Consider the following 23,993-nt stretch of genomic DNA (forward strand, 5'->3'; position numbering starts at 1 on the left):
CGCAACAGCATGAAAACCTTTTCAAGGCATGAATTCAGGGAGAGAAATACGATGGCAGGCATACTCACCATGATACTGGCCGGCGGTGAAGGAACCCGTCTCCAGCCACTGACCACCACCCGCAGCAAACCCTCGGTCCCGTTCGGCGGCAGCTATCGCCTGATCGACTTCGTCCTCAACAACTTCGTCAACGCCGACTTCCTGCGTATCTACGTGCTCACCCAGTTCAAATCCCAGTCCCTCTATCTGCACATGAAGAAGGGCTGGAACATCGTCGGCATCACCGACCGCTTCATCGACCCCATCCCGGCCCAGATGCGAATGGGCAAGCGCTGGTATGACGGCACCGCCGACGCCATCTACCAGAACCTGCGCTTCATCGAGATCTCCGACCCCGAGCACGTCTGCATCTTCGGCTCCGACCACATCTATAAGATGGATGTGAGCCAGATGGTGAGCTTCCACAAGCAGAAGGCGGCCGCCCTGACGGTCGCGGCCCTGCGTATGCCCATCGAGGAGGCAAGCGCCTTCGGGGTGATCGAGGTGGATCAGGAGGGACGCATGATCGGCTTTGAAGAGAAGCCCAGGCACCCGAAGCACATTCCCGGCGATCCCACCCAGGCTCTGGTCTCCATGGGCAACTACATCTTCGAGACCGAGGCGCTCTATCGCGAGCTCAAGCGGGATGCCGCCGAGGAGAACTCCAGCCACGACTTCGGCAAGGACATCATTCCCAGCCTGTTCCCCCGTGCCCCCGTCTATGTCTACGACTACAGCACCAACGTGATCCCGGGGGAGAAACCCAACGTCTACTGGCGCGACGTGGGAACGCTGGACGCCTATTGGCAGGCGCACATGGACCTGGTGGCCGACGATGCCCCCTTCTCCCTCTACAACCGCAAGTGGCCGCTGCACACCCACTACCCGCCCCTGCCCCCCGCCACCTTCATCGATACCGACGACTGCAAGGTCAAGATTGCCAACTCCCTGATCTCCGGCGGCTGCTTCATCCAGGGCAGCCAGATCCAGCGCTCCATCCTGGGATTCCGCTGCAACATTGGCCCCTGCAGCCACATCAGCGAGTCCGTGCTGCTCGGTGACGTGAAAATCGGCGAGGGCTGCTCCATCCGCCGCGCCATCATCGACAAAAACGTTGAAATTGCACCCGGCACCGTGATCGGTGAGAATCTGGACCATGACAGAGAGCGGTTTACCGTGTCCGAAGGCGGTATCGTCGTGGTACCTAAGGGAGCAAGAGTTGGCTATTAACCCACTGAAAATCCTGTTTGTAGCCTCGGAGGTTGAGGGGCTGGTGAAGACCGGGGGCCTGGCGGATGTCGCCAAGGCCCTGCCGCAGCATCTTGCCCGGGCGGGCCACGATGTGCGCATCATCCTGCCCTTCTACAAGACCCTCAAGCGCCGGGACGAGGCCAAACTCCTCGCCTCGCGCTGGCTGCCCACGCCGCAGGATCGGAGCGATATCGGTTATCGCATCCATCAGTTGGAACTGGACGGGATCTGCGTCTACCTGCTCGATTGCCCCCAGTATTTCGAACGCCCTCAGCTCTACGCCGAAAACAATCAGGCCTATCCCGACAACGGCGAGCGCTTCGCCTTCCTAGCGGCGGCGGCCCTGCACGCCTGCGAGCAGCTGGGCTTTGCCCCCGACATTGCCCACTGCAACGACTGGCACACCGGCCTGCTGCCGCTGCTGCTCAAGACCCGGCACGCCCATAACCCCTTCTTCCAGCGCACCCGCAGCGTGATCAGCATCCACAACGCCGCCTTCCAAGGGGTGTTCGATCGCCAGCAGTTCTGGGCTGTGCCCGAGATCGCCGACTACGAACGGCGCATCAACTACGACTACGGCCACGTCAACCTGCTCAAGTGCGGCGTGCTCTATGCAGACAAGATCAATGCGGTCAGCCCCAACTATGCCAGCGAGCTGCTGACCCACCTGGGGGCCCACGGCATGGCGAGCGTGTTCCAGCAGCGCGCGGCCGACCTGAGGGGCATCCTCAATGGCTGCGACTACCAGGACTGGGATCCCGCCTTCGATCCCCTGCTGCCCGCCACCTATGACGCCGACAACCTGGCCGGCAAACATGTCTGCAAACAGGCCCTGCAGCAGGAGACGGGGCTGCCCGTCTGCAGCCTGCCCATCTATGGCATGGTGTGTCGTCTGACGGAGCAGAAGGGCGTACACCTGCTGATCCCGGCCCTGGACAAGTTCCTGCAGCATAGGGTCCAGGTGGTGATAGTGGGATCCGGCGACCCCTCCCTCGCCGCCCAGTTGCAAAGCATCGCCCAGCAGCATCCCGAGAAATTTGTCTTTATCAACGCCTATGACGACCGCCTGGCCCACCTGGTGGAGGCTGGCGCCGACTTCTTCTTGATGCCTTCCCTGTTCGAACCCTGCGGCCTCAACCAGATGTACAGCCTGGCCTATGGCACCCTGCCGCTGGTGCGGGCGGTCGGTGGCCTGAAGGATACCGTGGTGGACTGGGATGCCGACCCCGAGCATGCGACCGGCTTCTGCTTCAACGATCCCACCGCCAGCACCCTGCTCGATGCGATGCGCCGCAGCCTGCTCCACTACCTGCAAGAACCAGAGCGTTTCGCCCGAATCCAGCACAACGCCATGAACACCCGCTTCGACTGGGCCGGCTCTGTCCCCCTGTACGAGCAGATGTATCGCGATGCCCTGGCCGGGACCTGACTCCGATTGCTGAAGTTTTGTGCCCTTGATGCGGCTTTACCGGTCAACAGCGAAAAAAGTCCCCTTTGGCTGTTGACGCCCCCCCAAAACTCTATAGAATCCCCCACCGCAGTGATGCGAAGGTGGCGGAATTGGTAGACGCGCTAGCTTCAGGTGTTAGTGTCCCACGGATGTGAGGGTTCGAGTCCCTCTCTTCGCACCATACTGCGCCATGCTCTTATCGGACAGCATGTAAAACCAGACTGATAACCCGAATGTGCGAAGGTGGCGGAATTGGTAGACGCGCTAGCTTCAGGTGTTAGTGCCCCCCGGGTGTGAGGGTTCGAGTCCCTCTCTTCGCACCATGCTTTTGTCAGACAGCATGTAAATCCAGACTGATGACCCGATGTGCGAAGGTGGCGGAATTGGTAGACGCGCTAGCTTCAGGTGTTAGTGCCCCCCGGGTGTGAGGGTTCGAGTCCCTCTCTTCGCACCATGCTTTTGTCAGACAGCATGTAAATCCAGACTGATAACCCGATGTGCGAAGGTGGCGGAATTGGTAGACGCGCTAGCTTCAGGTGTTAGTGCCCCCCGGGTGTGAGGGTTCGAGTCCCTCTCTTCGCACCATGCTTCTGGCATGTAAAACACAGAGAATGCGCTCCAACCGCATTTAAAAACCAGCTGGAGAAAATCAGTGTGCGAAGGTGGCGGAATTGGTAGACGCGCTAGCTTCAGGTGTTAGTGTCCCACGGATGTGAGGGTTCGAGTCCCTCTCTTCGCACCATTCCTTCTGCAAAAGGCCCGTCACGACAGTGATGGGCCTTTTGTTTTTGTCCCTGCCATGGCTATGCTGTTGAAGACGTCATGCCACCACAGGGGCTTTCCCATGATCCTGGATACCGACATTCACAACTTCTATGAGCATCTGGTGCTCAAGGAGATAGAAAAACAGGGGCTTAGCCAGACACTGACCCCCCACCAACTGGCCGATCTCTGCTGCCTGACCCTGAACCAGCTCCCTTCCCACTACATCCGCCACGACGTCGACATGATCTACTTCACCACGGATGCAGAACGCACCGAGATGGAGCAGAAGGTCATCGCCTCCCTGCGACTGGCCCATGACAAGATCCAGGCCGTACCCGCCCGCTGACCGCTTTCCTATGGCCAGCTCTGCTGCCAGAGCAGGGTGACGACCCCCGTCATGCCCGCGACCGGCAGCAGGATCAGCGCCGGCCTCAGCCTGGGCTCCAGCATGATCCAGGCCGCCAGCAAGAAACCCAGGCTCCACAGGCCGTACGCCTTGTCCTGACCCCAGACCAGGACCACCAGAAAAGCGGCCAAGAGTAGAGCACGTACTATCCAGTTCATTGGCAATGGCCCGAAAAGACATTAATGATAACCATTATCATCTTTGGTGTTGCCATCTGCAATCGAACTTGCCTATGGGTTTCCGGCTTTCAAACGGCATCGACTGAACAGTGAAAAATGCCGATTGGATCAACTATTTTGTGGGATTTTAAAATTTTAAAGCGGTTTTGCCGAATGAGTGGGGATTTTACACCTCATCTTTATGGTAGATTGCGCCCTCTTTTGGTGAGCCCCTCGGGATACGCGTATCCGCAGGACGAGAGGGACTGACCTTGGCGAGCAAGAATTTAGGGAGCGTCTATGCAAAACCAACAAAACCACATCCGATTGCCGGGCATGTCACAGGTGTTTGCCTGCCTGGCCATCTTCCTGGCCCTGGCCTTCTCCTTCACCAGCGTGCTCGACCTGCCAATCCAGCTGGCACTGTTCATCGCCTGGTTCGTCATCATGGGGCTCGGCATCCGGCTCGGCCATGATTACAAGTCCCTGGAGCAGGCGGCCGTCGACGGCGTCGCCAAGGGGATGGGGGCCATCCTGATACTGGTCTCCGTCGGGGCACTGGTGGGCACCTGGATTGCCGGCGGCATAGTCCCCAGCATCATCTACTTCGGCCTCAAGGTGATACATCCATCCATCTTCCTGCTGGCGACCCTGATCATCTGCTCCCTCACCTCCCTGGCCACCGGCACCTCCTGGGGCTCTGCCGCTACCGCCGGTATCGCCATGATGGGGATAGGCCACAGTCTGGGGGTCCCGGCACCTCTGGTGGCGGGGGCAGTGCTCTCCGGCGTCTACTTCGGTGACAAGCTTTCCCCCCTCTCCGACTCCGTGGTGCTGGCATCCACCATGTCCAACGTCGACGTGGTGGAACACATCAAGGGGATGCTGCCCATCAGCCTGTTCTCCTACGTCATCACCGCCGCCCTGTTCACCGTGGTCGGCATGCAGTACTCCGGCAACGTCAGCCTGGAGCAGGTCAACCTGGTGATGGAGGCGCTCGACAAGCAGTTCAACATCACCCCGCTGGCCATAGTGCCGGTGATCCTGGTGCTGGGCCTCTTGGCCAACCGCAAGCCCGCCTTCCCGGTGATCAGCTTCGGCGCCCTGCTGGGCCTCGTATGGGCCATCGCCTTCCAGGGCATGGATCCGGTCAAGGCGATGCACGCCGCCTACAGCCCCTTCCCCATCGTCTCCGGGGTCGACTTCATCGACAACATCCTGGGTCGCGGCGGCATGGAATCCATGCTGGGCTCGGTGGCCGTCATCATCTTCGGTCTGGGGTTTGGCGGCCTGCTGGAGAAGGTCGGCATTCTCTCCGTCATCGCCAGCGCCTTCGAGAAGCGCATCAACAGCGCCGGCAGCCTGACCAGCCACACCATAGGCACCGCCTTCTTGGCCAACGTGTTCGGCTCCGCCATGTATGTGTCGCTGATCCTGACCCCCAAGATCATGGCTAAGAACTACGACCGGCTGGGGCTGGCGCGCAAGAACCTCTCCCGCAACGCCGAGTTTGGCGGCACCCTCACCTGCGGCATGGTGCCCTGGAGCGACAACGGCATCTTCATGGCCGGGGTGCTGGGGGTGGCCACCCTCGACTACCTGCCCTACATGTGGCTCAGCTTCACCTGCATCATAGTGACCATCACCCTCGCCTATCTGGGCAAGGCGGTGAACCGGGTGCCGGTGATCGAGGCGGCCAACTCCCGCTAACCGCCGGAAAAACCATGACAAAAGGCGCCAGCACGGCGCCTTTTGTCTGGGCGCGATTCGAGGTTAAGCTGGCAGTCACCTTGATCGCACGCGGCAGGACGCCCAGATGAACTTCACCTTTCGCCAGATCCGCTATTTCGTGGCCGTGGCCGACAGCTTCTCGGTCAGCCGCGCCGCCGCCGAGCTGCACATATCCCAGTCGGCGGTCACCAGCGCCATCCGCGAGCTGGAGACCGAGCTCGGCGCCGCCCTGTTCGAGCGCAATCCGCGCGGCGTCAGCCTCACCACCCAGGGTCACCAGTTTCTGCTGCACGCCCGTCGCATCCTCGGCGCCATGACCGAAGCCGGCCAGTCCCTCAAGGCGGTGGCCCAGCAGGATCAGGGGCGGCTCACCATAGGCGTGACCACGCTAGTGGCCGGCTACTACCTGTCGGAGGCACTCGGCCGCTTTCGCCGCGCCTTCCCGGCGGTGCAGATCGAGGTGAAGGAGGACGAGCAGCCCTATCTCGAGCACCAGATCGTCAACGGCGAGGTGGACGTGGGGATCCTGATGACCAACCGCACCATCCGCCAGGAGGCGTTCGATACCGAACTGCTGACCCGCTCGCCGCTGCGGGTCTGGCTCGCCGCCAACCACCCGCTCTGCGCCGAGTCGACCCTCTCCCTCAAGGCGCTCGGCGAAGAGCCCATGATCTCGCTGACCGCCGACCAGCTGGATCAGATCATCGGCGGCGGCCTGCGCCGCTACGGCATCGCGCCACGCATCGTGCTGCGTACCGCCTCGGTGGAAGCGGTCCGCAGCCTGGTGGCTAGCCAGCTCGGGCTCGCCCTGCTGCCGGATTTTGCCTACCGCCCCTGGTCCCTGGAGCAGGAACGGGTCGAGGCCCGCGCCATCAAGGAGCCCATCCCCGCCATCGACATCGGCCTGGTGTGGCGGCGCGGCTCGCGGCTGGACTGGACCGCCCGCGAGTTCATCGACATCGCCAGGGATCAAAGCCGGCTGCGGGCCCGCCAGCACCTTCCCCGCTGAGTGGAGCCTCCTGCTCCGTCACGGGGTCTCTTGCAGAAATTCAGATTCATCTGCACTCGATATCAATTTTTAAGATACCTCTGGCGTTAAAAATTGAAATTCTCATTGCTCATTGCTTCTCCTACGCTCATAGCTGGTTAACAGGATGTTAATTGTCAGCGTGGCATCACAACCGTGCCCGCCCCAGCAAGGAGAGCAAGATGAAACTGACCCCCCTCACCCTGGCCCTGATCCCCGCCCTGCTGGCAGGCCAGACCCAGGCCGCCCCCACCTCCCTCGGCAAGGGTGAAGGCCAGCTCAACATAGTGGCCTGGGCCGGCTATGTGGAGCGCGGCGAGACCGACAAGAACTACGACTGGGTGACCGGCTTCGAGAAGGCGACCGGCTGCAAGGTCAACGTCAAGACGGCCGCCACCTCGGACGAGATGGTGGCGCTGATGAACGAGGGGGGCTTCGATCTGGTGACCGCCTCCGGCGACGCCAGCCTGCGCCTCATCGCCGGCGGCAAGGTGCAGGCGCTGAACCTGGCGCTCATCCCGAGCTACAACAAGATAGACCCCCGCTTGCAGAAGGCCCCTTGGCACACGGTGGACGGCAAGCATTACGGCGTGCCCTACCAGTGGGGCGGCAACATATTGATGTACAACACCAAGGTGTTCCCCAAGGCGCCCGACTCCTGGAGCGTGGTGTTCGAGGAGCAGACCCTGCCGGACGGCAAGTCCAACAAGGGGCGGGTGCAGGCGTTCGACGGCCCCATCCACATCGCCGATGCCGCCCTCTATCTGATGACCCACCAGCCGGCCCTCGGCATCAAGGATCCCTACGAGCTGAACGAGGATCAATACAAGGCCTCCCTCGACCTGTTGCGCAAGCAGCGCCAGCTGGTAGGTCGCTACTGGCACGATGCCTTCGTCCAGATCGACGACTTCAAGAACGAGGGGGTCGTGGCCTCCGGCTCCTGGCCCTTCCAGGCCAATACCCTGATCGCCGACAAGCAGCCCATCGCTACCACAGTGCCCAAGGAAGGCGTCACCGGCTGGGCCGACACCAGCATGGTGCACAGCGAGGCCAAGAACCTGACCTGTGCCTATAAGTGGCTGGAGCACTCCCTCAACAACAAGCTGCAGGGGGATCTCGCCTCCTGGTTCGGCTCCGTGCCCGTGGTGCCAGCCGCCTGCGAGGGCAACGCCCTGCTGGGGAAAGAGGGGTGCAAGACCAACGGCATCGACAACTTCGACAAGGTGCACTTCTGGCGCACCCCTGTCTCCCAGTGCAAGAGCCAGGGAACCTGCGTCCCCTACTATCGCTGGGTCTCGGACTATATCGCCATCCTGGGTGGCCGCTGATCCAGGCAATGCTGTAACCACTGGGCCGGACAGGAGTCCGGCCCGCTTCCCATAGACAAGGACGTATCATGACAGCCGTACAATTTGACCGGGTCAGCCGCCACTATGGCGAGGTGGCCGCGGTTGACGACATCTCCTTCCAGATCCCGGCCGGCGAGTTCTTCACCCTGCTGGGGCCGAGCGGTTCCGGCAAGACCACCTGCCTGCGGATGATCGCGGGCTTCGAATACCCGAGCGAGGGGGAGATCCGACTGTTCGGCGAGCCCTGTTCCACCGTGCCCCCCTACGATCGCAACCTCAATACCGTGTTTCAGGACTATGCCCTGTTTCCCAATATGGATGTGCGCGACAACATCGGCTACGGCCTGATGCTCAAGGGCGTCGCCAAGGCGGAGCGCTACCGCAAGGTGGACGAGATGCTGGAACTGGTGCGCCTGCCCGGCGTCGGCAACCGCAAGCCGGGCCAGCTCTCCGGCGGCCAGCGCCAACGCATCGCCATCGCCCGGGCACTGATCAACCAGCCGCGCATCCTGCTGCTGGACGAACCGCTCGGGGCGCTCGACCTCAAGCTGCGCGAGCAGATGCAGCTCGAACTGAAAGCCTTGCAGCGCCAGCTCGGCATCACCTTCATCTTCGTCACCCACGACCAGCAGGAGGCGCTCTCCATGAGCGACCGCATCTGCATCTTCAATCAGGGCAAGATTGAGCAGATCGCCGCGCCGGATACCATCTACGACGCCCCCGCCACCCCCTTCGTCGCCCGCTTCGTCGGCACCGTCAACCTGTTCGAGGGGGAGCAGGCCCGCAGGCTGTGCGGCGATGCTCGCCAGATGATGGTGCGCCCGGAGCGGATCCGGCTCGCCGAGGCCGGTACACCGGGCTGGTCAGGGGAGGTGCGCGAAGTGGAGTATCTCGGCCCCTTCGTGCGCTACCGGGTCGATCTCGGCGAGCAGCTCGAGCTTATCGTCAACCACCCCAACGAGGGCCAGGCCCGCCTGCCCCGTGGCGCCCGGGTCAGCCTCAGCTGGCCGGAGCAGGCGATCCATCGCCTGCACACCGCCCCTCAGGGAGCTCAACCATGAGCGCCCCCCACAGTGCGAGCCTTGCCATGAGCCAACCCACTGCCACCCTCTCCTATCGGCCGCTGCGACGCCTCTCCAACCTGCTCTACGGGCGGCCAGGTCTGCTGCTGGCCATCCTGCTGGGGCCGCCACTGCTGTGGCTCGGCATCATCTATGTCGGCTCCCTGCTGATGCTGCTCTCCAACGCCTTCTTCGGGCTGGACGAGTTCAGCGGCCAGATCCGCCACGAGCTGGGCCTGCAGAACTTCATCGCCCTGCTGCGGGCGGAGAACCTGGACGTGATCCTGCGCACGGTCGGCATGTCGCTGCTGGTGACCCTGGCCTGTGCCCTGCTCGGCTTTCCGGTGGCCTACTACATGGCGCGCTACACCAGCGGCAAGACCCGGGCCCTGTTCTACGTCGGCATCATGCTGCCGCTCTGGTCCAGCTATCTGGTGCGGGTCTACGCCTGGAAGCTGATCCTGGCCAAGGAGGGGGTCATCAGCTGGCTGGCAGACACCCTGGGGCTGGATTGGCTGCTGGATGCCATCCTCTCGCTGCCGGTGATCGGCGGGCCGTCGCTGTCGTTCTCCCGCATCGGCACCTTCATCGTGTTCGTCTACGTCTGGCTGCCCTTCATGATCCTGCCCATCCAGGCGGCGGTGGAGCGGATACCGCGCTCTTTGCTGGAGGCGAGCGGCGATCTCGGCGCCACCCCGGCCCAGACCTTTCGCACCCTGATCCTGCCGCTGGCCCTGCCCGGCGTGGTGGCGGGATCCATCTTCACCTTCTCCCTGACCCTGGGGGACTACATCATCCCAGGCATCATAGGCAACTCCACCATGTACATAGGTCAGGTGGTCTACATGCAGCAGGGCACGGCGGGCAACCTGCCCTTCGCCGCAGCCTTCTCGCTGGTGCCGATCCTTATCATCGCTATCTATCTGGCGATAGCAAAGCGTCTGGGAGCTTTCGATGCGCTCTAATCCCTCTACCAATCAGCCCTCCGGCCTGCTCAAGTACGCAGCCATCGGCGGCCTCTTGTTCCTGCACTTTCCGATCCTGTTCATCTTCCTCTACGCCTTCACCAGCGAGAGCAAGAGCTATCAGTTCCCGCCCCCCGGGCTCACCCTCAAGTGGTTCGAGGTGACCCTCAACCGCCCCGACGTGTGGCGCGCCATCCAGCTGTCGCTGGAGGTAGCTGGGCTGGCGACGCTGGCCGCCATGGTGCTCGGCACCCTGGCGGCGGGGGCCATCGCCCGCAGCCGCTTCTTCGGCCAGGAGGTGGTGTCGCTCCTGCTGGTGCTGCCCATCGCCCTGCCCGGCATCGTCACCGGCATCGCACTGCGCTCCGCCTACGGGGTGATGGAGATCCCCTTCAGCTTCTGGACCATCGTCATCGGTCACGCCACCTTCTGCGTGGTGGTGGTCTACAACAATGCCCTGGCGCGCTTTCGCCGCACCAACCAGAGCCTCATCGAGGCGTCGATGGATCTCGGGGCCGACGGCTTCCAGACCCTGCGCTACGTCATCCTGCCCAACCTCGCCACCGCGCTGCTGGCGGGGGGCATGCTGGCGTTCGCCCTCAGCTTTGACGAGGTGATCGTCACCACCTTCACCGCCGGCCAGCAGACCACGCTGCCGATCTGGATGTATCAGGAGCTGATCCGGCCACGGGACAGGCCGGTCACCAACGTGGTGGCGCTCATCATAGTGGCCTTCACCACCATTCCCATTCTGCTTGCCTACTACCTCACCCGCGACGGCCAGGACGTCGCCGGCAGTGGCAAATAACGACTCAACGCGTGCGCAAGGATGCAACCATGAAACTCTCAACCCAACTCTTGATCGACGGCCAGTTCGTCACCGGTGACGGCCAGGCCGAGCCCATTCTCAACCCGGCCACCGGCGAGCTTCTCGCCTCGGTGCCAGAAGCCTCGTTCGAGCAGGTGAACCGGGCGGTGAACGGCGCCCAGCGCGCCTTCGCCCAGTGGAGCCGCACCACCCCGGCCCAGCGCAGTACCCTGCTGCTGCGCCTGGCCGATGCTATCGAGCGCCACGCCGAGGAGTTCGCGGCCCTCGAATCCCTCAATTGCGGCAAACCCTATCTGGCGGTGCTCAATGACGAGCTGCCGGCGGTGGTAGACTGCTTCCGCTTCTTCGCCGGGGCCGCCCGCTGCCTGCAGGGGCCGCTGGCGGGGGAGTATATCGAGGGGCACACCAGCATGATCCGCCGCGACCCCATCGGCGTGGTGGGCAGTATCGCCCCCTGGAACTATCCGTTGATGATGGCGGCCTGGAAGATGGCCCCGGTGCTCGCCGCCGGCAATACGGTGGTGCTCAAGCCCTCCGAGCAGACCCCGCTTACCGCCCTGCGCCTGGCGGAGCTCGCCAGCGAGCTCTTCCCGCGCGGCGTCATCAACATCGTCTGCGGCCGGGGCGAGAGCGTGGGGGCACCGCTGGTGGAGCACCCGCTGGTGCGCATGGTGTCGCTGACCGGTGACATCGCCACCGGCCAGAAGATCCTGCAGAGCGCCGCCCGCACCATGAAGCGCACCCACCTTGAGCTGGGGGGCAAGGCGCCGGTCATCATCTTCGACGATGCGGATCTGGAGGCCGTGGTGGCGGGCATTCGCACCTTCGGCTTCTACAACGCCGGCCAGGATTGCACTGCCGCCTGCCGCATCTATGCCCAGGGCAAGATCTACGACAAGTTCGTCGCCGCCATGACCGAGGCGGTCGCCTCCATCAAGGTGGGGGGCCAGCGCGAGGAGGGGGTGGAGATGGGGCCGCTCATCTCGGACCGGCAGCGCAACCGGGTGGCCAGCTTCGTGGAGCGGGCCCAGAGCAGCGGCCACGTGGAGGTGACGACAGGCGGCAAGATCCGCGCCGGCAACGGCTTCTTCTTCGAGCCGACCCTGATCGCCCATGCCCGTCAGGAGGATGAGATCGTGCGCCGGGAGGTGTTCGGCCCCGTGGTGTCGGTGACCCGCTTCAGCGACGCCGAGCAGGTGTTGCAGTGGGCCAACGACTCGGACTACGGCCTCGCCAGTTCGGTCTGGACACGGGATCTCGGCCTTGCCAGCAAGGTGGCCAGCCACCTGCAGTACGGCTGCACCTGGATCAACACCCACTTCATGCTCACCTCCGAGATGCCCCACGGCGGCATGAAGATGTCCGGCTACGGCAAGGATCTCTCCCTCTACGCGCTGGAGGATTACACTGTGCCGCGCCATATCATGGTCAAGCTCTAGGCTCTACTCCGCCCCCCTGAAAACAAGATGGCCCCTTAGGGGCCATCTTGTTTTGCATCACAGCAGTAGCGGTCTGAGCATCCCAGCGGTGCACCGACGCAGCGTCATCATTCACCCAACCTTGGCCCGCATCGACGTCATGACAGCCGCCACAACCAGTGGTGATCCAGAATAAGCAGACCAAACAGCAGCATCAGGTGATAAATGGAGAAACGGAAGGTGCGCATCGCCTGACCGGGCCGCTCCCCATACTTCAGCAGCCAGCCATGCCAGCAGAATCCAAAGTTCAACCCAAGGCTGCCGACCAGGTAGACAAGCCCCGCCATACCGATCAGATAGGGCAGCAGACAGACGAGCGTCAGGATCAGCAGATAGAGCAGGATGGCGGTCTTGGTGAAATCGGTGCCGTGGGTGACGGGCAGCATGGGAATGTCGGCACTGGCATATTCATCGCGCCGGTGGATGGCCAAAGACCAGAAATGGGGCGGCGTCCAGGTAAAGATGATCATCACCAGCAGCCAGGGCTCGGCCGAAAGCTGCCCCGTGATGCTGGTCCAGCCCAAGAGCGGTGGCATGGCTCCCGCCAGCCCGCCGATGACGATATTCTGCGGCGTGGCCCGCTTCAGCAGCAGGGTATAGACGACCGCATAGCCGAACAGGCTGGCCAGGGTCAGCCAGGCGGTCAGGGGATTCACCCCCCAATGGAGCAAGACAAACCCCAGCAAGGCCAGCAAGATCGCAAAGGTCATCGCCTGCCTCGGCGCTATCCGCCCCGTGGCGACCGGTCGCCAGCGCGTTCTTTGCATCCGGGCATCGATGCCGTGGTCAAGGGTGTGGTTCATGGCCGCCGCCCCGGCGGCCAGCAGCCCGATCCCCGCCAGCCCCAGCACCATCTCGTCAAGGGAGGCTTGGGACGGCTCGGCCAGCAGCATCCCGACCCAGGCGGTCAGCAACAGCAAGGCCACCACCTTGGGTTTGGTCAGCTGGTAATAATCCCGCAGCAGCCGGGGATCGATGAAGCGTGCCAAGGAGTGGCTGTTCATGTCTGACTCCTGATCGCCTCGGGCGACAGCAAGGGGGAAAGCCGGGGGATAGAGAGCCGCCCACGGGCCAGCACGCAGCACACCAGCAGGTGCGCCGCCACCAGGTTGTGTGCGAGGGCGTTGACCAGCGGCAGGGCCAGGTGGACATTCGCCAGCCCTAAGGCAATCTGCACTAGCAGCAGGACCAGCAAGAGCGCCCCCAGAAAGCGCAGCGGTGCTCCCTGGCGGATCAGGACGAGGGCAAAGCCCCCCACCAGCAAGGCCGTGGCCAGGGCTCCCAGACGATGGGCGATATGGATGGTCTGGCGCGCCTCCTTGCCCAGCACCCCGAACTCATAGCTGGCATGACCCAGCGGCAGGTGGAAGGCCTCCTCCCATTTCAGCTGTTCCTGCCAGCCCTCTTGGCAGAGAGGGAGTTCGACGCAGGCCATGGCGGCGTAGTTCGCCGACGTCCAGCCCCCCAGCGCTATCTGCAGCAGCAGCACGCCGCAGGCCGCATTGCCGAGCCAGGGCAAGCCCTGACCACGGCAGACGGGCGCATTCGCGGGGGAGCGCGCAAGCTCGGCCCGATAGAGCCAGAGCAGGGTCAGGATGGCGAACCCACCCAGCAGATGGGTGGTCACCACCAGGGGATGCAGCGCCAGCGTCACCGTCCACATGCCCAGCGCCGCCTGCCCAACCACCAGCACCAGCAAGGCCCCCGAGAGGCGACGCAGACGACCGCCAGCGCGCCAGCTCAGCACGAACAGCAGCGCAATCACAGAGCCCAGCACGCCGGCGAAGTAGCGGTGCACCATTTCGCTGCGCGCCTTGTGGGGCTCCAGCGGCGTATCCGGGTAGAGCTGGGCCGCCCGCGCTATGTGGCCAGATTGAGGGACGGCCAGGGAGCCGTAACAACCGGGCCAGTCGGGGCAGGCCAGCCCGGCATCCGTCAGCCGGGTATAGGCCCCGAGCAGGACCACCAGCACCGCCAACGCGATGGCGATCGAGGACAATCTCTTCTGCATTTTCATACACCACCTCGCTGACGCCGACCCGATCGTGCCGCAGCCTGGGCCATGTGATCCCACACCAGCCTCGTCGTCATTGCACGCCTCGCTGATACTTGAGCAGTTGCTGCAGATCCGACAGCACCGCCTTGCCAAACAACGGCCACTGCGCCGTGCTGGCCGGCACTCGGTAGCGCAGGATGGCCAGTCCCTGAGCGTCCACCAACAACATGTCACCAGCCCGGACCTCGTCGCTTGCCCCGCGCTGAGAGGGCAATTGCACCAGCGCCAGCTTGTCCAGATTGCGCCCCAGGGCGCTCTGGATCCGTGCCATCAACTCGGGTACCTGCCGGCACAGCCCCTCGCAGGGTCTGGCCACCAGATAGACCAGTCGCCACTGACTCTGGCTGGACGGGAGCGGGGGCAACAGATAGATCTCCTGGTGCATCCAGACCCCTTTGCTGCGGGTACCTGGCTCATACCAGCCCTGCCTCAGCGTCAGAGCCGCCAGCAAGACCGGTAGCAGGATCACTGCGGCAAAAAGGAGCGGTACCCTCCATCTGCGCCATGGAGTCATGGGGAAAACCTCCTCGCCAGCACCAGCCCCCCCACCAGCACCACCAGCGCCAGCCCAAGCCATTGCACCGCATAGGCCCTGTGCTTTTCTGGGGGCATGACGATCTGCTGATAGTGATAGAGGAAGGGGGTGCGTTTCTGATAGAACACGGCGTCTGCGAGGGGGGAACCCATGGCCTGTCCCAGGGCATCCACCCGGATGGCCTGCACCCGGTTCGGGTAGGGGCCGGTCTCGATATTCTGGCCAAGCAGGATGCCACCGGGGGCCGTGCGCAGTACGCCTTCAAGTGTCAGGTCAGCCGGGATGACGGGATTGGGCAGTTGTTCCCGACTCAGAGGGGCGGGTACCCAGCCCAGATTGACCAGCAGCAGGGAAGAGACCCCCTCCGCTCGCACCGGGATGAGCACGTCATAGCCTATCTCGCCCCCTACGGCCTGGTTGTCCAGCAACCAGACATGGGGGGATATCCACTCGACCTCCCCTCTCAGGGGCATGCCGTCCAGCGCTCCGGGATTTTGCCAGTCGAGCTGGGCCAACGTCCTTGGCCCGGCCTGCTGCATCTGCGCCATCCGCGCCAGCCAGTCCACCTTCTCCGCACCGCGCTGCCACTGCCAGAGCGCCAGCTTGCACAAACCGGCCGCCACCACCAGAGTGAACAACAGCACGAGCCAGCGTCTGTGATGCCAGGGTCGTTGCTTGTTCCATGTTGCCAAGTCGCTCATATCAAGAAGGATCCCGACATGTTGCTCAAGATAGTGCTGGTACTCATGCTGCTGCTCATCATAGGTCAGCTGTTTCACGCCCTCTGGCTGATGATGAGCGCAGGCCATACGCAGAAGATGTCGGCCCCCCTGGGACGCCGCGTCTTCTTCTCCCTGCTAGTAATCGTCATCCTGCTGCTCTCCCTTGCAATGGGCTGGCTGGAGCCCAACCCCCGCCCCTATTAAACACGCCTTCAGAGCAGGTAGACGAAGACGAACAGACAGAGCCAGACCACGTCGACGAAGTGCCAGTACCAGGCCGCGGCCTGAAAGGCGAAATGACGCTGTGGGGTGAAATGGTCCCTCAGCATGATGCGCAGCCAGATGATGGTCAGGAAGAGGGTGCCCAGCATAACGTGCAGACCGTGGAAGCCGGTCAGGATGAAGAAGGTATTGCCATAGATGCCCGAGTCGAACCGCAGCCCCAGATCCCGGTACGCATGCAGGTATTCATAGCCCTGCAGCCACAGGAATGTCAGCCCGAGCACCACTGTCACCAGCAGCATCCCCTTGAGTCGGTTGCGCTTCCCGGACTCCAGTCCGGTATGTGCAAACAGCAGGGTGACGGAGGATCCGAGCAGGATCACAGTGTTGATCAGGGGAATGCCATGCCAGGGCATCGCCTGGGTCGTGGTGCCCCCCGGGGTCTTGAGCAGGGGCCAGTGGGCGGTGAAATCCGGCCACAGCAACTGGGCCGTCATCGCCTTGTTGCCCGCGCCGTCGAGCCAGGGCATGGCGAGCTGGCGGGCATAAAACAGCACGCCGAAGAAGGCCAGAAAGAACATCACCTCGGAGAAGATGAACCAGACCATGCCCTGTCTGAAGGATCTGTCCATCTGGGCGCTGTAGAGCCCAGTCATGGACTCCTGGATGATGTGGCGAAACCAGCCGAACAGCATGAATGCCAACAGGGCAACACCGGCCATCATCAGATACCGACCGATACCTGTCTGTTCGCTCGCCAGCTCGTTGACCAGATGCCCTGCCCCCAGCGCCAGGAGAAACAAGGCCATGGCGCCTATGATGGGCCAGCGACTCTGGTCCGGGACGTAATATGTCTGATTCACCTTGGCCATGATTATTTCCTCTGTGCCAGTGCCGGAACGGGTGCGGCCTGGGTGATGTCATAGAGCGAGTAGGAGAGCGTGATGGTGTTGATGTCGTCAGGCAGCGCCGGGTCGATATAGAACTTGAGCGGCATCAGCTTGCTCTGCCCCGGTTGCAGCTCCTGGCGGTTGAAGCAGAAACACTCCACCTTCTTCAGGTAGGCAGCGGCAGGACCGGGTGAGACGGACGGCACCGCCTGACCCACCATGGTACGCTCAGTGGGGTTGAATACCCGGTAATTGACCAGCTTCACTTCCCCCGGTCGCACCGACAGCCGCACCGTTTCACCGCTGAACTCCCAGGGCATCCTGGCATCCGCATGGGCAAGAAACTCGACCTGTATGCTCCGCGTGCTGTCGGGCACCGCCCGCTCCGTCGTGGCTGGCCGGTCGTCGGTCTTGCCATTGAGACCGGTGATCCGGCAGAAGACGTCATAGAGGGGGACCAGCGCAAAGGCGAAACCAAACATGGCGAGCACGACCAGAGCCAGTTTTCTGAGCAGGGGGCCGTGATTGATCTGGGCCATATGGCCTCCTTACCGATCTTCCGGCCCTATGTCGGGCGGAGTCTTGAAGCTGTGATAGGGGGGCGGTGATGGCAGGGTCCACTCCAGCCCCTCAGCCCCCTCCCATACCCGATCGCTCGCCTGTTTCCCCCCCCTGATGCACTTGATCACCCCCCAGACGAACAGCAGTTGTGACAGCCCGAAGGCAAAACCACCGAGGCTGATCAGCATGTTGAAGTCCGCAAATTGCAGGGCGTAATCCGGTATGCGGCGTGGCATGCCCGCCAAGCCGACAAAATGCATGGGGAAAAACAGCACATTGACCGAGACGAGCGAGCACCAGAAATGCCATTGCCCGAGCCGCTCGTCATACATGTGCCCAGTCCATTTCGGCAGCCAGTAGTAAGCGGCAGCCAGGATCGAGAAGACGGCACCGGTGACCAGCACGTAGTGGAAATGCGCCACCACGAAATAGGTGTCGTGATACTGGAAATCCGCCGGCGTCATGGCCAGCATCAACCCCGAGAAACCGCCTATGGTGAACAGGGTGATGAAGGCGATGGCGAACAGCATGGGGGTCTCGAACGTCAGGGAACCGCGCCACATGGTGGCAACCCAGTTGAACACCTTCACCCCGGTCGGCACTGCAATGAGCATGGTGGTGTACATGAAGAACAGCTCGGCCACGACCGGCAATCCCGTTGTGAACATGTGGTGCGCCCAGACCATGAAGGAGAGCAGGGCGATGCTGCTGGTGGCATAGACCATGGAGCGATAGCCAAACAGCTTCTTGCGGGAGAAGGTCGGTATGATGCTGGAGACGATGCCGAAGGCCGGCAATATCATGATGTAGACTTCCGGGTGACCGAAGAACCAGAAGATATGCTGGAACATCACGGGATCCCCGCCTCCGGCCGCGTCAAAGAAGCTGGTGCCGAAGTACTTGTCCGTCAGCACCATGGTCACCGCCGCCGCCAGCACCGGCATGACGGCGATGAGCAGAAAAGCCGTGATGAGCCAGGTCCAGACAAACAGCGGCATCTGCATCCAGCCCATGCCGGGCGCCCGCAGATTGAAGATGGTCACGATGACGTTGATCGCCCCCATGATGGAGGAGATCCCCATGATGTGGATGGCGAAGACGAACAGGGCCGTGCTGTTGCCACTGTATTGGGTGGACAGGGGGGCATAGAAGGTCCAGCCCGAGCTGGGTCCACCTCCCTCCATGAACAGACTCGACAGCAGGATCAGAAACGCAAACGGCAGGATCCAGAAACTCCAGTTGTTCATCCGGGGCAACGCCATGTCAGGCGCCCCGATCATGATGGGGATCAGCCAGTTGGCGAGGCCCGTGAAGGCGGGCATGACGGCACCAAAGACCATGATGAGGCCGTGCACCGTGGTCATCTGATTGAAGAACAGGGGCTCGACCAGTTGCAGACCGGGGTGAAACAGTTCGGCCCGGATCACCATGGCCATGGCGCCGCCGGTAAAGAACATGGTCAGGGCGAAGAGCAGATAGAGGGTGCCGATGTCTTTGTGGTTGGTGGTGTAGAGCCAGCGCCTCAGGCCCGATGCCGGTTGGTGGGCATGCTCGCTGTGCAGGGTATCCGTGATTCCATCGCTCATGCCGGCGCCTCACTTGTCCTTGATGGGTTCGACTGGGTTCAGAAGGGACTGCACCTCGGCAGCCTGGATGAGATCACCGGTCTTGTTGTCCCAGGCATTGCGTTCATAGGTGATGACGGCGGCAAGCTCCTGTGCCGTCAGTTGCTTGCCGAAGGGTTGCATCGCCGTGCCGCTCTTGCCGTGCAGGACGATGTCCAGATGCTGGGCCCGATTCTCCGCCAGCGTGGTCACCTTGCTGCCCTTGAGCGCTGGGAAGATGCCGGGCAGTCCGGTTCCGGCGGGTTGGTGGCAGGCAGCACAATGCCCCAGATAGATCTTCTCCCCCATCTCCATGGCCTGCGGCAGCGTCATGGTCTCTGCTGCCTGCGCCTGTTGCTCCGCCTGGGCGGCCGCCTGATCTGCCGCCGTCTTGGCGATCCACTCGTCGAACTCCCCGGCAGGTTTGGCCAGCACGACGATGGGCATGAAACCGTGGTCTTTGCCGCACAGCTCGGCACACTGCCCCCGATAGGTCCCGGCCTTGTCGATCCGGGTCCAGGATTCGTTGATGAACCCGGGGTTGGCGTCTTTCTTCACGGCAAAGGCGGGCACCCACCAGGAGTGGATGACGTCGTCCGAGGTCATCAGGAACCGGATCTTCTTGCCGACCGGCAACACCAGCGGTTTATCCACTTCCAGCAGATAGGTGTCGCTCTTGGGCGCTTCCCCAGAGATCTGCTGCTTGCTGGTCGCCAGCAGGGAGTAAAACGCCACAGGATGCTCGAGATATTTGTAATGCCACTTCCATTGCGACCCCGTGATGAGTACGGTCAGATCGGCCTTGGAGGTGTCTTCCATCTTCAGCAGCGTCGAGGTCGCCGGGGCCGCCATCGCGACCAGGATCAGCACGGGGATGGCCGTCCACAGCAGCTCGATGCGGGTACTTTCATGGAATTGGGCGGCCTTGGCACCGCGGGACTTTCGATGGTGCACTATGGACCAGAGCATGACCCCGAAGACGAGCAGGCCGATGACGCAGCAGATATAGAAGATCGTCATGTGCAGGTCATAGACCTGCTGACTGATGGCGGTCGCCCCGCGCGTCATGTTGAAGGTGAGATCGCTGGCGAAGGCGCTGCTGCTGGCAAACCACATCAGCCATGCGCCATGGTTAACTGCATTTTTTCCCACACTGCACTCCCTGTGCACGTTAGAAAAGATGGACGGCATTGACTACCAATAAAGCTAACCACATGAAAAACAATGCATTTATTAAAATGCTATTTACATTCAAGTATTAGTCCATATTCGGAAAAAACCAAAATGCTGGCAGTCGGGGTGGCGCTCGTCAGAGCCGTCGATTGCCAGATAGCCCCGAACGAGGAGCGATTGACGATCGCTCACTTCCTCCGACACTGACTTGGAGAGGCTGTTCAGCAAGCCAGAATGAACAAGGAGCCACCAGGGCTCCTCGTTCGTGTCACGGCTATTCGCCTCGTCTTGTATCGCCCAGGCGGTCAGCCAGCGATCTCCTTTGGCTCCAGCAGCCGGGCCAGCAGACTGCGCAAGGCCTTGATCAGGGCAGGCTTGCCGGCCATCCCCTGTTTCGTCGCCAGAGCGTCCCAGGGGGCATACTGCCAGATGGTGGCGATCAGCAGCCGGCGCTCGTCGGGGCTCAGTGCATCCAGCACCCTCAGCCGGCTGGCCAGCCAGCGTTGCAGCGTGGCCTGGCACAGCTCGAATGGCTTGTGATGGTGGGCAAAGCAGTCGAGCTCCTGCTGCTCGAACTCCCCCAGCCCAGCGGCCTGTCCCCCCTGCGCCCCTCTCAGGCATAGCCAGACCAGCTCAGGATCCAGCTGCTTTAACTCTCCCGCAAGCAGGGTCGGCAACTGGCTCACGAAACGCTGGCGCCATTGTGCCAGCTCGGCGTCGCAGCCGGTGTGCAGCGGCTTCAGCAGCAAGGCCGCATGACTGCCGCTGGCCGCATCCCGCTGCAGACCGATACGCAGCACCAGCATCCCCCCCTTGAGCCAGAAGGGCAGCAGGTCGGCGCTGGCGGAGAAGGCGGATCCCAGATAGTCGACGCCCTCTGCGCGATAGTGTGTCTCCAGCCTCTCCAGCAACAGGGAACCCAATCCCAGGCGATGCAGGCTGGGATGAATGGCGATGCGCATCACCCTGGCGTAAGTGCGATCCCCCGCCGTGGTGAAGCCGGCGTGGGCCAGCAGCGACTGGGGCAGCAGATGACCGCGGGGACGCCGCCGCCCCGCCCAGATATCGCGGGCCAGTGCAGGGGAAATATTGCCCTCCCGCACCACCAGCGCCACGCCGAGCAATGCCTCTTCCTGCTCCAGCAGGTGGATGTCGAGATCCGGCCCTTCCAGCAAATGCCTGAGGTCGTTGGGGCTGGTCTGGTAGTGGGCCAGCACCAGCAGACCGAATACCCGGTTGAGCAGGGCCTCATCGTCAGCCAGCTCGGCCTGCGCCACCCGACGCCAGCCGGGTGCCTTCGGCAACGACGGCGCCACTGTGTCGGCATCGAGGCCGAGCAGGCGGAAGATCAGGGGCTCCAGGGGGTCATGCCGGCTCCAGCGAATGGGCTCGACCAGGCGCAGTTCCTGCCAATCCGGGGTTTCCCGATCCAGCACCCGCTTGAAACGCAGATGAAAACCACGCCCGGTCCCCTCGTAGCCGTGCTCCGTGGTGGCGAAGACGATGCGGCTGTGGTGCGCCAGCATGGCCTCCAGCAGCGGCGTCGGTATGGCGGCAGCCTCATCGACCAGCAGCAGATCCGCCTCTACCTCCCCCTGCGCCACCCGATCCGGCGAGACATACTTCAGCCCCGCCAGCCTCTCTGGCGTACCCGCCAGCACCGCCTCTGCATGGGCAAAAAGCTTCGCCACGGTCGCCTGGGAGGGGGCCGTCACCGCTATCGTCAGGGCGGGATCCCGGCTCAGCAAGTCGGCACTGGCCAGACCCAGCAAAGCGCTCTTGCCACGACCGCGATCCGCACTCAGCACCAGGGGTCGTCGGCGATGGCCGTGCAGCACCTTGTGGATGGCGGGCAGCCCCCGGGCCTGATCCACACTCAGTGGCCGGCTCGCATCGAGGGGATGCCAGGGCTCGCCACTGGACGCAGGATCCAGAGAGAGCGCCGGGTCTCCCGCCAGCAGTCGCACCAGGCGGGAGATGAACCCCTGACCGGCCCGTCCGGCATCCTCCGGCTGGGCAACCAGCCTCTGACGATCCGGATCCGGGTAGGCCGGCCACGCCTCCCGGGGCGGAGTCAGCAGCAGCAAGAGGCCTCCCGCCCGCAGCGTACCCGCCAAGGCACCGAACGCATCGGGATGAAAACCGCTGAAGGCGTTGAAGACCAGGGTGTCGCACTCCTGGCCCAGCCGCTGCAACGCCTTGGCGGCAGGCAGCGGAGCATGGTGATCCGGCCCATTGCCCAGCCAGAACACAGCCCCCCCCAGCAAGGGTTCGGTACGGGCGATGCAATCTACCTCCCGGCCTTCCAGCCAGATCAGGCGCCGCTCACCGGCACGGGCAAGAGATTGGCGCAGGGTGGCCAGCTCGGCTGGATTCATGGCGCGGGGTTGGGTTCCGGTTTCACCCGGGGTTCAAACATGCGCTCCCCCATCTGGTCGATGAAGGTATGGGCCTTCTGCACCATGAAACGCTCTGCATCGGCCGGGTTGGCAAAGAGATCGGAACGGATGAAGCGATGGGTCTGCAACACCCCGTCCAGCTCCTTGGTGATGCGACCGGCCAGCCGGAACTGCCCCCCTTCCGGCATGGGCTCGGGATAGATGAGATAACCGGCGTATTCGGTAGGCGTGACCTCGGCGTGCTGTGCAGCTTGTCCCTTGAACAGGGCATTGAGTAGTTTCTTAAGCATGTGCGCCTCCTCTCTGGTGATGGCATTCTCCCCAAGGGGAGAATCAGTGGCAAGCACGGGATCTTATTACCATTTGTTCTTTGCACTACGAACCATTCTCATTTAGATTTCCCTCATTCCAGCATAGAGGTCCATATTATGTACGTGTGTTTGTGCCGCGGCATCACAGATACCCAGATCCGCAAGGCGGTGCAGGCAGGCAAGACCGAGTTTCGACAGTTGAAACAGTCGCTGGAAGTCGGGGCCCAATGCGGCAAGTGCGTGCGCATGACCATGGAGATCATCGCCACCGAGCTGGACAAGATGGAGTCAGAGCAGGCGCCGCTCTATTACGAAGTGGCCTGATACGGCGTTTATCGGCCCATCACCTCTTTTAAAGCGAATGCTCCCCGTCTCGGGAGTGTCGATTCGCCGTCCTTTTTTGGTCATGTTTCTGGACTAAGCTCTAGTGATCGTTGCCCTAGGCTCGAACACGAGGAGTAATGTCGATGAAAGGAGATCCCAAAATCATTGCCCACCTCAACAAGGTGCTGGCCAATGAACTGGTTGCCATCAACCAATACTTCCTGCATGCCCGCATCTATGATGACTGGGGCCTCAAGGGGCTCGGGCACAAGGAGTATCACGAGTCCATCGATGAGATGAAGCATGCCGACGAGCTGGTCAAGCGAGTGCTGTTTCTGGAAGGACTGCCCAACCTGCAGGATCTGGGCAAGCTGCGCATCGGTGAGACGGTCGAAGAGATGCTGCGTTGCGATCTCTCTCTGGAGATGGATGCCATCCCCGATCTGAAGCTGGCCATCACCTATGCCGAGTCCGTGCAGGACTACGTCAGCCGCGATCTGTTCCAGGACATCCTGGAGGATGAGGAAGAACATGTGGACTGGCTGGAAACCCAGCTCGATCTCATCGAACGCATCGGCCTGGAAAACTATCAGCAATCCCAGCTGCACTCGGAATCATCCTGAATAGTTATGGCATGAAATCCCCGCTTTCCAACCCGCTCCGGCGGGTTTTTTCATCTTTGTTCGC

24 protein-coding genes and 5 tRNA genes are annotated in these 23,993 nt (G+C 62.5%); 18 read left to right on the forward strand and 11 right to left on the reverse strand.

Features of this window, described 5'->3' with window-relative positions; translation table 11 throughout:
* Window positions 1-51 precede the first annotated feature (51 nt).
* The 8 genes from glgC to I6L39_RS03625 all read left to right on the forward strand — a co-directional run bounded on the left by glgC (window position 52) and on the right by I6L39_RS03625 (window position 3,851).
* The gene (gene glgC, locus I6L39_RS03590) at window positions 52-1,269 is read left to right on the forward strand and encodes a glucose-1-phosphate adenylyltransferase (RefSeq protein ID WP_042075962.1); all 1,218 of its coding nucleotides are present in this window, start codon (window positions 52-54) and stop codon (window positions 1,267-1,269) included.
* A complete protein-coding gene (gene glgA, locus I6L39_RS03595; RefSeq protein ID WP_216991052.1) occupies window positions 1,259-2,719 on the forward strand; it encodes a glycogen synthase GlgA in 1,461 nt (486 codons plus the stop codon). Before glgC ends, glgA begins: the two co-directional genes overlap by 11 nt.
* Window positions 2,720-2,835: 116 nt before the next feature.
* A tRNA-Leu gene (locus tag I6L39_RS03600) sits at window positions 2,836-2,921 on the forward strand.
* Between the two features lie 56 nt (window positions 2,922-2,977).
* Window positions 2,978-3,063: transfer RNA gene (locus I6L39_RS03605), tRNA-Leu, on the forward strand.
* A gap of 45 nt (window positions 3,064-3,108) precedes the next feature.
* Window positions 3,109-3,194: transfer RNA gene (locus tag I6L39_RS03610), tRNA-Leu, on the forward strand.
* 45 nt (window positions 3,195-3,239) lie between these two features.
* A tRNA-Leu gene (locus I6L39_RS03615) sits at window positions 3,240-3,325 on the forward strand.
* 71 nt (window positions 3,326-3,396) lie between these two features.
* Window positions 3,397-3,482: transfer RNA gene (locus I6L39_RS03620), tRNA-Leu, on the forward strand.
* A 102-nt stretch (window positions 3,483-3,584) separates the two neighbouring features.
* The gene (locus I6L39_RS03625; protein WP_216991053.1) at window positions 3,585-3,851 is read left to right on the forward strand and encodes a late competence development ComFB family protein; all 267 of its coding nucleotides are present in this window, start codon (window positions 3,585-3,587) and stop codon (window positions 3,849-3,851) included.
* Window positions 3,852-3,859: 8 nt separating this feature from the next.
* Here the strand turns inward: I6L39_RS03625 and I6L39_RS03630 are convergent, their stop codons facing one another.
* A complete protein-coding gene (locus I6L39_RS03630) occupies window positions 3,860-4,069 on the reverse strand; it encodes a hypothetical protein (RefSeq protein WP_216991054.1) in 210 nt (69 codons plus the stop codon).
* Window positions 4,070-4,369: 300 nt separating this feature from the next.
* Between I6L39_RS03630 and nhaC the strand changes: the two genes are divergently transcribed.
* The 7 genes from nhaC to I6L39_RS03665 all read left to right on the forward strand — a co-directional run bounded on the left by nhaC (window position 4,370) and on the right by I6L39_RS03665 (window position 12,470).
* Window positions 4,370-5,779, forward strand: coding sequence for a Na+/H+ antiporter NhaC (nhaC, locus tag I6L39_RS03635; RefSeq protein ID WP_216991055.1), 1,410 nt, complete (start codon window positions 4,370-4,372; stop codon window positions 5,777-5,779).
* Window positions 5,780-5,885: 106 nt separating this feature from the next.
* Window positions 5,886-6,809 carry a LysR family transcriptional regulator gene (locus I6L39_RS03640; protein WP_042075969.1) on the forward strand — a complete coding sequence of 308 codons (924 nt, stop codon included), beginning with the start codon at window positions 5,886-5,888 and terminating at the stop codon, window positions 6,807-6,809.
* 200 nt (window positions 6,810-7,009) lie between these two features.
* On the forward strand, window positions 7,010-8,155 hold the full coding sequence (locus I6L39_RS03645) for an ABC transporter substrate-binding protein (RefSeq protein WP_216991056.1): 1,146 nt from the start codon (window positions 7,010-7,012) through the stop codon (window positions 8,153-8,155).
* A gap of 68 nt (window positions 8,156-8,223) precedes the next feature.
* Window positions 8,224-9,237 carry an ABC transporter ATP-binding protein gene (locus I6L39_RS03650; RefSeq protein ID WP_216991057.1) on the forward strand — a complete coding sequence of 338 codons (1,014 nt, stop codon included), beginning with the start codon at window positions 8,224-8,226 and terminating at the stop codon, window positions 9,235-9,237.
* On the forward strand, window positions 9,234-10,202 hold the full coding sequence (locus I6L39_RS03655; protein WP_216991058.1) for an ABC transporter permease: 969 nt from the start codon (window positions 9,234-9,236) through the stop codon (window positions 10,200-10,202). Before I6L39_RS03650 ends, I6L39_RS03655 begins: the two co-directional genes overlap by 4 nt.
* Entirely contained in the window at window positions 10,192-11,010 is an 819-nt protein-coding gene (locus tag I6L39_RS03660; RefSeq protein WP_216991059.1) for an ABC transporter permease, read from the forward strand. Before I6L39_RS03655 ends, I6L39_RS03660 begins: the two co-directional genes overlap by 11 nt.
* A gap of 29 nt (window positions 11,011-11,039) precedes the next feature.
* Entirely contained in the window at window positions 11,040-12,470 is a 1,431-nt protein-coding gene (locus I6L39_RS03665; RefSeq protein WP_216991060.1) for a gamma-aminobutyraldehyde dehydrogenase, read from the forward strand.
* A gap of 137 nt (window positions 12,471-12,607) precedes the next feature.
* On the opposite strand, the gene cyoE is transcribed toward I6L39_RS03665, so the two are convergent.
* The 4 genes from cyoE to I6L39_RS03685 all read right to left on the reverse strand — a co-directional run bounded on the left by cyoE (window position 12,608) and on the right by I6L39_RS03685 (window position 15,801).
* Window positions 12,608-13,513 carry a heme o synthase gene (gene cyoE, locus I6L39_RS03670; RefSeq protein WP_216991061.1) on the reverse strand — a complete coding sequence of 302 codons (906 nt, stop codon included), beginning with the start codon at window positions 13,511-13,513 and terminating at the stop codon, window positions 12,608-12,610.
* Window positions 13,510-14,520, reverse strand: coding sequence for a heme A synthase (locus tag I6L39_RS03675; RefSeq protein ID WP_254203726.1), 1,011 nt, complete (start codon window positions 14,518-14,520; stop codon window positions 13,510-13,512). The genes cyoE and I6L39_RS03675 overlap by 4 nt, the downstream gene beginning before the upstream one ends.
* A 76-nt stretch (window positions 14,521-14,596) precedes the next feature.
* Window positions 14,597-14,950: a hypothetical protein gene (locus I6L39_RS03680; protein WP_244462917.1), complete on the reverse strand. Its 354-nt coding sequence runs from the start codon at window positions 14,948-14,950 to the stop codon at window positions 14,597-14,599.
* 125 nt (window positions 14,951-15,075) lie between these two features.
* Window positions 15,076-15,801 (reverse strand): SURF1 family protein, encoded by a 726-nt coding sequence (locus I6L39_RS03685; RefSeq protein WP_254203727.1) that lies wholly within the window; start codon window positions 15,799-15,801, stop codon window positions 15,076-15,078.
* Window positions 15,802-15,819: 18 nt separating this feature from the next.
* On the opposite strand from I6L39_RS03685, the gene I6L39_RS03690 reads away from it, so the two are divergent.
* Entirely contained in the window at window positions 15,820-16,026 is a 207-nt protein-coding gene (locus tag I6L39_RS03690; protein WP_209794132.1) for a DUF2909 family protein, read from the forward strand.
* Window positions 16,027-16,034: 8 nt separating this feature from the next.
* Here the strand turns inward: I6L39_RS03690 and I6L39_RS03695 are convergent, their stop codons facing one another.
* The 6 genes from I6L39_RS03695 to I6L39_RS03720 all read right to left on the reverse strand — a co-directional run bounded on the left by I6L39_RS03695 (window position 16,035) and on the right by I6L39_RS03720 (window position 22,961).
* Window positions 16,035-16,916 carry a cytochrome c oxidase subunit 3 gene (locus I6L39_RS03695; RefSeq protein WP_216991064.1) on the reverse strand — a complete coding sequence of 294 codons (882 nt, stop codon included), beginning with the start codon at window positions 16,914-16,916 and terminating at the stop codon, window positions 16,035-16,037.
* A 2-nt stretch (window positions 16,917-16,918) separates the two neighbouring features.
* On the reverse strand, window positions 16,919-17,473 hold the full coding sequence (locus tag I6L39_RS03700) for a cytochrome c oxidase assembly protein (protein WP_216991065.1): 555 nt from the start codon (window positions 17,471-17,473) through the stop codon (window positions 16,919-16,921).
* Between the two features lie 9 nt (window positions 17,474-17,482).
* Window positions 17,483-19,081, reverse strand: coding sequence for a cytochrome c oxidase subunit I (gene ctaD, locus I6L39_RS03705; protein WP_216991066.1), 1,599 nt, complete (start codon window positions 19,079-19,081; stop codon window positions 17,483-17,485).
* 9 nt (window positions 19,082-19,090) lie between these two features.
* Window positions 19,091-20,215 carry a cytochrome c oxidase subunit II gene (coxB, locus tag I6L39_RS03710; protein WP_254203729.1) on the reverse strand — a complete coding sequence of 375 codons (1,125 nt, stop codon included), beginning with the start codon at window positions 20,213-20,215 and terminating at the stop codon, window positions 19,091-19,093.
* A 362-nt stretch (window positions 20,216-20,577) separates the two neighbouring features.
* Window positions 20,578-22,650 carry a tRNA(Met) cytidine acetyltransferase TmcA gene (locus tag I6L39_RS03715; protein WP_216991067.1) on the reverse strand — a complete coding sequence of 691 codons (2,073 nt, stop codon included), beginning with the start codon at window positions 22,648-22,650 and terminating at the stop codon, window positions 20,578-20,580.
* A complete protein-coding gene (locus I6L39_RS03720; RefSeq protein WP_216991068.1) occupies window positions 22,647-22,961 on the reverse strand; it encodes an HlyU family transcriptional regulator in 315 nt (104 codons plus the stop codon). Before I6L39_RS03720 ends, I6L39_RS03715 begins: the two co-directional genes overlap by 4 nt.
* 138 nt (window positions 22,962-23,099) lie before the next feature.
* On the opposite strand from I6L39_RS03720, the gene I6L39_RS03725 reads away from it, so the two are divergent.
* The gene (locus I6L39_RS03725; protein WP_216991069.1) at window positions 23,100-23,306 is read left to right on the forward strand and encodes a bacterioferritin-associated ferredoxin; all 207 of its coding nucleotides are present in this window, start codon (window positions 23,100-23,102) and stop codon (window positions 23,304-23,306) included.
* 143 nt (window positions 23,307-23,449) lie between these two features.
* A complete protein-coding gene (bfr, locus tag I6L39_RS03730; protein WP_042077684.1) occupies window positions 23,450-23,929 on the forward strand; it encodes a bacterioferritin in 480 nt (159 codons plus the stop codon).
* Window positions 23,930-23,993 lie beyond the last annotated feature (64 nt).

This window comes from Aeromonas sp. FDAARGOS 1409 (assembly GCF_019048705.1).
GTDB classification, from domain to species: domain Bacteria; phylum Pseudomonadota; class Gammaproteobacteria; order Enterobacterales; family Aeromonadaceae; genus Aeromonas; species Aeromonas sanarellii.